The sequence below is a fragment of the Brevibacillus borstelensis genome (genome assembly GCF_037834415.1).
GTDB lineage: Bacteria > Bacillota > Bacilli > Brevibacillales > Brevibacillaceae > Brevibacillus > Brevibacillus borstelensis_A.
This window is the reverse complement of sequence record NZ_JAUMSJ010000088.1, coordinates 1-1,561: the sequence shown is the minus strand read 5'-3', so window position 1 is coordinate 1,561 and position 1,561 is coordinate 1. Positions and strand designations below refer to the sequence as shown.

Sequence of the window (1,561 nt, the reverse complement as noted above, 5' to 3'; positions counted from 1 at the left end):
CTTTTGTGTATTTTGATTATATTAATGCAACGCTAGTGACCTCTATTCATAAACATAAGGTAAAAGATAATTTATTAATCAATTGCTCCTTCTCTACTTGTAAATGGTCATTAATGTACAAATAAAATAATAGTGTAACCGATCCAGTTGTAAGGGGTATTGAATGGTTGGTTAGTCAAGGTGTGAAAATTATCAACTGTAGCATTGCTTATGAGTTAGAGAATTTAGCTGTTAGAGCTGCAATGGAGGAAGCCTATAAGAAACATGGTGTTTTGTTTGTTTGTTCTGCTGGTAATAACAGAGAAAAAGACATCAACCCCAATGATAGCGTAGTTTATCCAGCCAAATACGATTTTGTAATGGCAGTCTCATGCTTAAAATCAAGCAAAGAACCAGCAAATTATTCAAGTCGAGGTCCTGAAGTTGATATTGCTGCTCCGGCCCATGGTGTAATGACGACGAATAGAAGTATAGAAAATAGCAATGGAAATTATTATCACGTCAGTAGTTCTTATAGATCTTTCAATGGTACATCTTGTGCCGCACCTCATATTACTGGATTAGCCGCATTGCTTTGGGGAATGGAGCCTTCATTATCTGCCGATGATATTCGAACGACGATTCAGATGAGTGCCGAAGATTTGGGGAAAGACGGAAAAGATCCAGACTATGGGTATGGGATGGCGAAATCTCCATGGACAAAAGTATTGAATTATCCAGGGAAGCTTACGTCAAATGCCATTCACTTCTTGGGAAATAGCATCAGCGATACACTGACCGAAGGTTTAGGTAAACATTTTAAGTTTGTGCCTTCTGAAACTGCCACATATGTGTTTACTGTAACCAGCCAGCTTGATACCTACATGCGCTTGTACGATTCTAATTATAAGCAACTTGCGCAAGATGACAACTCAGGGGGGGGGATACTCTCCTAGAATCAAAGCCATTTTAACAGCTGGACAGACTTATTATATAAAGGTTAGTGGCAATAGTGACTCTCAGTCTGGTTCTTTTACACTCAATGTTGTCAATGAAGGAACTACGTATTTCGAGGACTTCGAGGATACTGTGTTTACCATTCCATTTACGGGTGACTGGGTGCGAGTTGGTGCTGGCTATGGCGTAGGTTGGGGATTTAGAAGTAAATGGAGTTTGCCTCAAGGACAGACTTCCCAAACATCCTTCAAGGTAACAGTCCCAGCAGGAATAACGAACGCAAAATTGTCATTTGTCTACTATCTTTCTTCTGAACCTAATCTTGATAATTTCATTGTCACTATCAATGGAGTTGATGTTTTAAAGAAATCAGGTTTTATTAGTTACACTCCGTTCGAAACAGCGCTGTCATCAGGTACTCACACCATTGTCTTTAAGTATCAGCGAACATCGTCAGGATCAAATAGCGGTTTAGCTATGATTGACAATGTAATTGTAATTGGTAAGGGTATTTCCGTAAGTACAGCTTAAATCAGTATACAGTAAAAAAGAGGGTGTCCCAAAAGTAAGCTTTAGAACACCCTCAACAACACGATATATGTTGAAAAGAATGAAAAACCAGGGA

The 1,561-nt window shown here is 38.9% G+C and carries 2 protein-coding genes; both read left to right on the top strand.

The genetic code is table 11. The features are described 5' to 3' along the window. Window positions 1-158 precede the first annotated feature (158 nt). Complete coding sequence (locus tag Q3F21_RS27050; RefSeq protein ID WP_340259679.1) at window positions 159-935, top strand: S8 family peptidase; 777 nt, start codon at window positions 159-161, stop codon at window positions 933-935. Beyond that, the gene (locus tag Q3F21_RS27045) at window positions 904-1,467 is read left to right on the top strand and encodes a hypothetical protein (RefSeq protein ID WP_340259677.1); all 564 of its coding nucleotides are present in this window, start codon (window positions 904-906) and stop codon (window positions 1,465-1,467) included. The genes Q3F21_RS27050 and Q3F21_RS27045 overlap by 32 nt, the downstream gene beginning before the upstream one ends. Window positions 1,468-1,561: the final 94 nt, after the last annotated feature.

Bases quoted from the DNA above. Each gene is read 5' to 3' on its own strand.
- Q3F21_RS27045 (WP_340259677.1), top strand. From the start codon at position 904: ATGACAACTCAGGGGGGGGGATACTCTCCTAGAATCAAAGCCATTTTA.